Origin of the sequence: Streptomyces kebangsaanensis (genome assembly GCF_001906585.1) — a bacterium.
Classification (GTDB): domain Bacteria; phylum Actinomycetota; class Actinomycetes; order Streptomycetales; family Streptomycetaceae; genus Streptomyces; species Streptomyces kebangsaanensis.
Genome location: NZ_JUJA01000167.1, coordinates 260,977 through 266,473 on the forward strand (window position 1 = coordinate 260,977; position 5,497 = coordinate 266,473).

General features: G+C 74.1%; 4 protein-coding genes. 1 reads left to right on the forward strand and 3 read right to left on the reverse strand.

Annotated elements, in window-relative coordinates; translation table 11 throughout:
* The 3 genes from RH94_RS36000 to RH94_RS36010 form a co-directional block, all read right to left on the reverse strand.
* A partial coding sequence (locus RH94_RS36000; protein ID WP_234426311.1) for a pyridoxal phosphate-dependent decarboxylase family protein occupies window positions 1–1,256 on the reverse strand: 1,256 nt, incomplete at its 3' end.
* Window positions 1,257–1,743: 487 nt separating this feature from the next.
* Window positions 1,744–4,278 carry an aminopeptidase N gene (pepN, locus tag RH94_RS36005; protein ID WP_073952495.1) on the reverse strand — a complete coding sequence of 845 codons (2,535 nt, stop codon included), beginning with the start codon at window positions 4,276–4,278 and terminating at the stop codon, window positions 1,744–1,746.
* Between the two features lie 102 nt (window positions 4,279–4,380).
* Window positions 4,381–4,731 carry a chorismate mutase gene (locus RH94_RS36010; RefSeq protein WP_073952496.1) on the reverse strand — a complete coding sequence of 117 codons (351 nt, stop codon included), beginning with the start codon at window positions 4,729–4,731 and terminating at the stop codon, window positions 4,381–4,383.
* Window positions 4,732–4,854: 123 nt separating this feature from the next.
* Here RH94_RS36010 and RH94_RS36015 point away from each other — a divergent pair.
* Window positions 4,855–5,497 (forward strand): hypothetical protein (locus RH94_RS36015; protein WP_234426275.1); only part of this gene is annotated, 643 nt, incomplete at its 3' end.

Here is a 5,497-nt window from a genome sequence, read left to right on the forward strand (position 1 = left end):
CCCTCGGTGAGGAGTCTGCGGCGTACGGCGGCGACGGCGTCGTCGGTGGCGTCGGCGGGCCGGAACAGGACGGTGCTGATGGTGGGCCGGTCGTAGAGCTCGAAGCCGGGGTGGTCGTGGATGAGGTCGGCGAACTCGCGGGCGCGGGCGCAGACCTGGTCGACTAGGGCGCCCAGGCCGCTGCGGCCGAGGGTCTTGAGCGTGACGGCGATCTTGAGGACGTCGGGGCGGCGGGTGGTGCGCAGGGAGCGGCCCATGAGGTCGGGCAGGCCGGCCTCGGTGTCGTCGTCGGCGTTGAGGTAGTCGGCGCGCTGGTGCAGGACGGCGAGGTCGCGGGGGCGGCGGACGGCGAGGAGTCCGGCGGCGACCGGCTGCCAGCCGAGCTTGTGCAGGTCGAGGGTGACGGTGTGGGCGGCTTCGAGTCCGGTGAGCTTGTCGCGGTGGCGTTCGCTGAACAGCAGTCCTCCGCCGTGGGCGGCGTCGATGTGCAGGCGGGCGCCGTGGGCGGCGCACAGTCCGGCGATCTCGGGGAGGGGGTCGATGAAGCCGGCGTCGGTGGTGCCGGCGGTGGCGGCGACGAGGAGGGAGCCGCGGGGTCCGGCGAGGTGGGTGAGGGCGCTGTGCAGGGCGGCGAGGTCGATGGTGCCGGCGGGGGCGGGCACGACGACGGGTTCGGGCAGGCCGAGCAGCCAGGCGGCGCGGGTCAGGGAGTGGTGGGCGTTGGCGCCGCAGACCAGGCGGATGCCGCCGCCGTGGGTCTCGCGGGCGAGCAGCAGGGCGAGTTGGTTGGACTCGGTGCCTCCGGTGGTGACGACGGAGTCGGCCAGACCGGTCGCGTGGGCGAGCGCGCGGGTGACGAGGGCTTCGAGTTCGGAGGCGGCGGGGGCCTGGTCCCAGGAGTCCAGGGAGGGGTTGAGGGCGCTGGCGGCGAGGTCGGCGGCGGTGGCGACGGCGAGCGGCGGGCAGTGCAGGTGGGCGGCGCACAGCGGGTCGGCGGGGTCGGCGGCGCCTTCGGCGAGGGCGTGCACGAGGGTGCGCAGGGCGTCGGGGTCGCCGTGCTCGGGCAGGACGTCTCCCACGGCGTCGCGCACCCGGGCGGCGACCGCCTCGGGGCCGCCCGCGGGCAGTGGCCCGCCGCGGGCGCGCCGGCCGCTGTCGAGGGCGTCGAGCACGGTGTGGACCAGGGGCCGCAGGGTGCGGGGGCCGTCGGGGCCGGAGGCGAGGCGGGCGGGGTCTCCGGGGGGCGGGGTGCTCATGGGACTGTCCTCCGTGGCTCGGGGGCAGGGGCTACCAGCTTGTACGCAGTAAAGCCCGACGCGCCCGAAAGCACGACGATCAGAACCCGAAAGTGGGTACGGAAACCCTGCCGGACGTGGGCGGTTCGGGGCGGGTGACGGGCGCTCGGCCGGTCGGGGTGCCCGGTGGACGGGTGGGGCCCGGGGCCGGCCCCGGGAACGGGCGGCACCACCGGCTTCGTCCGGGGCGCGCGGGACCGGTCCGTGTCGGCACCGGGGCCGCCGTCGGCGCCGGGCGACCTGCCGGGCCGGTGCTCACGCGGTGCCCGCCCGGGGCCGGGTGCGGTGGTGGTGGGCCGCCCCCGCCGGGCCCGCGTGTCGGTGAGGGCGGCGGGGCGGCGGCCCGTGTCGCCGGTCGGGCCGGGCACGGGTCTGCCTCCGGGGGCTCGGGGCGGTCGTCCCTGCTCCTGGGGAGTCCGGGAGGGGGCGACCGGCCCGCGCGGGAGCGTCAGCCGTGATCGGCCGTGTGCTGAGCCTCCCGGACGCGCAGCGCGCGTGCCAGGTCGTCGAGCTGGTCGACGAGTTTGCGGCGCAGCGCCGGGGTCGGGGCGGCGTCGCGCAGGCAGGCCTCGCCCAGGTGGAGGTGGTCGGCGTCGACGGCGTGGGCGGGGAAGGCCCACTGGCCGGCGGCGCGGGCGATGGCGGGGCCGCGGCGGGCGGCGACGGCGACGGCGTCCTCGTAGTAGCGCGGCACGTAGTCCCGTACCAGGTCGGCCTGTTCGGGCTGCCAGAAGCCCTGGGCGGTGGCGGTGAACAGGTAGTTGGACAGGTCGGTGCGCTCGTCGGTGGCGAACATCGACTCCCAGGCCGCCCGCTTGGCCTCGGCGTCGGGCAGTGCGGCGCGGCAGCGGGCGGCGCCTTCCTGGCCGGCGGCGGAGGGGTCGCGCTCCAGCTCGGCGGCGATGGCGGTCCCGTCGGTGGCGCCGAGGACGGCGAGCCGGGCCAGGACGCGCCAGCGCAGCTCGGGGTCGAGTTCGGGGCCGCCGGGTACGGTGCCGTCGGCGAGCCAGGCGGCGATGGTGTCGGGCTGGGTGGCGACGTCGATGAAGTGGCGTACGGCGATCAGGCGCAGGCCCGGGTTGTCGCCGTCCTCGGTGCGGCGGATGAGGTCGCGGCAGAGGGAGCCGAGGCCGGCCTGGGCGGCGGGCCGCTGGTCGGGGTGGACGTACCGGCCGGCGATCTGGGTGGTGGCGAAGGCCAGGACGCCCTGGACGAGGGCGAGGTCGGTCTCCTCGGGCAGGTGTGCGTCGGCGGTCGCCAGGTAGTCGGTGGGGGCGAGGTCGCCGTCGCGGACCATGTCGCGCAGCGCGTTCCACACCACCGCGCGGGTGAGGGCGTCGGGGATGCCGGACAGGCCGCGCAGGACGGTCTCCAGGGAGGTCTCGTCCAGGCGGATCTTGGCGTAGGTGAGGTCGAGGTCGTTGGGCACGACGAGGGCGGGGCGGGTGCCGGGGCGGGGTGGTGCGGTGCCGTCGCCGGGGACGTCGGTCTCGTAGCGCTCCCGTACGACCAGGGTGCGGCCGTCGCCGAGGTCGCGGTCGTAGACGCCGACGGTGACGCGGTGCGGACGGCTGCCGTCGCGGTCGAGGGCGAGGGTCCACTCGCCGGGGCGGGCGTCGACGGTCGCGGTGAGCGTGTCGACGCCGGTGGTGCGCAGCCAGGCGTCGGCCCAGGCGTGGACGTCGCGGTCGGTGGCGGAGGCGAGGGAGTCGATGAAGTCGGCGAGGGTGGCGTTGGCGAACCGGTGGCGTTCGAAGTGGGTGTTGATGCCGGCCAGGAAGTCCTTCTCGCCGAGCCAGGCGACCAGTTGGCGCAGGGCGGAGGCGCCCTTGGCGTAGGAGATGCCGTCGAAGTTGAGCAGGGCGGAGGCGGTGTCGTGCACGGCCTCGGGGGCGACGGGGTGGGTGGAGGGGCGCTGGTCGGCGTCGTAGCCCCAGGACTTGCGGACGACGCCGAAGTCGGTCCAGGTGCCGGTGAAGCGGGTCGCCTCGGCGGTGGTCTGGTAGCCCATGTACTCGGCGAAGGACTCGTTGAGCCAGATGTCGTCCCACCACTTGAGGGTGACGAGGTCGCCGAACCACATGTGGGCCATCTCGTGGGCGATGACCATGGCGCGGGCCTGCCGCTCGGTGTCGGTGACGGCGGAGCGGTAGACGAACTCGTCGCGGAAGGTGACCAAGCCGGGGTTCTCCATGGCGCCGGCGTTGAACTCGGGGACGAACGCCTGGTCGTAGGAGTCGAAGGGGTAGGGCTCGTCGAACTTCTCGTGGTAGCGGTCGAAGCACGCGCGCGTGACGTCGAGGATCTCCTCGGCGTCGGCGTCGAGGTGGGGGGCGAGGGAGCGGCGGCAGTGGATGCCGAAGGGCAGGCCGCGGTGTTCGGTGCGCACCGAGTGCCAGGGGCCGGCGGCGACGGCGACGAGGTAGGTGGGGATCGGCGGGGTGGGGGCGGCCTTCCAGACGCCGTCGCCGGTGTGCTCGGTGACGCCGTTGGCGAGGACGGTCCAGTTCCGGGGGGCTTTGACGGTGAGTTCGAAGACGGCCTTGAGGTCGGGCTGGTCGAAGGCGGCGAAGACGCGCTGGACGTCCTCCATGAACAGCTGGGTGTAGACGTAGGTCTCGCCGTCGGTGGGGTCGGTGAAGCGGTGCATGCCCTCGCCGGTGCGGGAGTAGCGCATGGCGGCGTCGACGCGCAGTTCGTGCTCGCCGGGGGTGAGGTTCTTCAGCGGCAGGCGGTTCTCGGTGAGGCTCCGCGGGTCGAGGGGCTGTCCGTCGAGGGTGGCGGAGCGCAGGTCGGCGGGCTTGAGCTCGACGAACGTGTCCGTGGCGTCCTGGCCGGGGCGGACGGTGAACCGGATGGCGGTCACGGAGTCGAAGGTGTCGTCCCCGCCGGTCAGGTCGAGGCCGACGGTGTAGTGGTGGACGTCGAGGAGCTGGGCACGGGTCTGCGCTTCGTCGCGCGTGAGTACGGACATGGTCGCCATGCTGCCCGATGGCACCGGCGGGGCACGAGGGCGTTTCGCCGACAGCCGTACGGCGTTCGCGTGCGCCGGTGCGCCCGGTACGGCGCGTGCGGGACGCGGGGGTCAGGTGGCGTCGGCGGGCCTTTCGTTGCCGCTGTCCTCGGCGATGCGCTCGTGGTGGCGGATCACCTCGGCGATGATGAAGTTCAGGAACTTCTCGGCGAACGCCGGATCCAGTTTGGCGTCCTCCGCCAGGGCGCGCAGCCGTGCGATCTGCCGTGCCTCGCGGTCCGGGTCGGCGGGCGGCAGCTGGTGGGCGGCCTTCAGGTGCCCGACCTGCTGGGTCGCCTTGAACCGCTCGGCGAGCATGTGGACGACGGCCGCGTCGATGTTGTCGATGCTGTTCCGCAACCGCGCGAGCTCCGCGCGCACGGCGGGGTCGACGTCGCCGGTACCGGTACTGCTGGTGCTCATGGGCGACCACCCTACGGGGTGGGCGGCTGTTCGATCATGTCAGCCCGGTGGGCGCGGAAGGCCGGTGGGGGCGCGTGGAGGCATAGAGTGGGAGGGAGTTCCCGGCGTCCTTGGGGGTACGGCGTGGCGAACGGCGGACCGGTCGAGCACGGGTATCCGCACCTGGAGACGGTGCGGGCCGCGATCACCGCGTTGTACAGGCGGTTGTCGTACGACACCATCCGGACGTTCGCGATCAGTGTGGCGCCGGCCGATGTGGCCTTCTGCGACACCGACGACCTGCATCTGGGCGCCCAGCGCGTGGCGCGGGAGCTGGTGCGGCACTACCGGCTGCCGGACGCGCGGCTGGTCGTCGGCTTCCGGGAGATGACGCACGCGGCGAACGTCGAGCTGACGGCGGGGCCCGAGTACTTCGTCGAGCTGAACGACCGCTTCCGCACCCACCGCCGGGACATCGGCGCGGCCCTGGCGCACGAGGTGACGCACGTCTACCTGCACCGCCTGGGCCTGTCCTTCCCGGGCACCCGGGAGAACGAGATCCTCACCGACACGGCGGCGACCTATCTGGGCACGGGCTGGCTGTTGCTGGACGCCTTCCGGGAGCACGGCGAGTCCTCGCAGAAGCTCGGCTATCTCACGCCGGAGGAGTTCGGTTACGTACTGGCCAAGCGGGCGCTGGTCTTCGGCGAGGACCCCTCGACGTGGTTCACCAGCCCGCAGGGGTACGAGGCGTACGTCAAGGGCAGGGCCCGGGCCCGCCGCGACG

Coding starts and splice junctions, on each gene's coding strand:
- pepN (WP_073952495.1), bottom strand. CDS start 4,278: ATGGCGACCATGTCCGTACTCACGCGCGACGAAGCGCAGACCCGTGCC.
- RH94_RS36010 (WP_073952496.1), bottom strand. CDS start 4,731: ATGAGCACCAGCAGTACCGGTACCGGCGACGTCGACCCCGCCGTGCGC.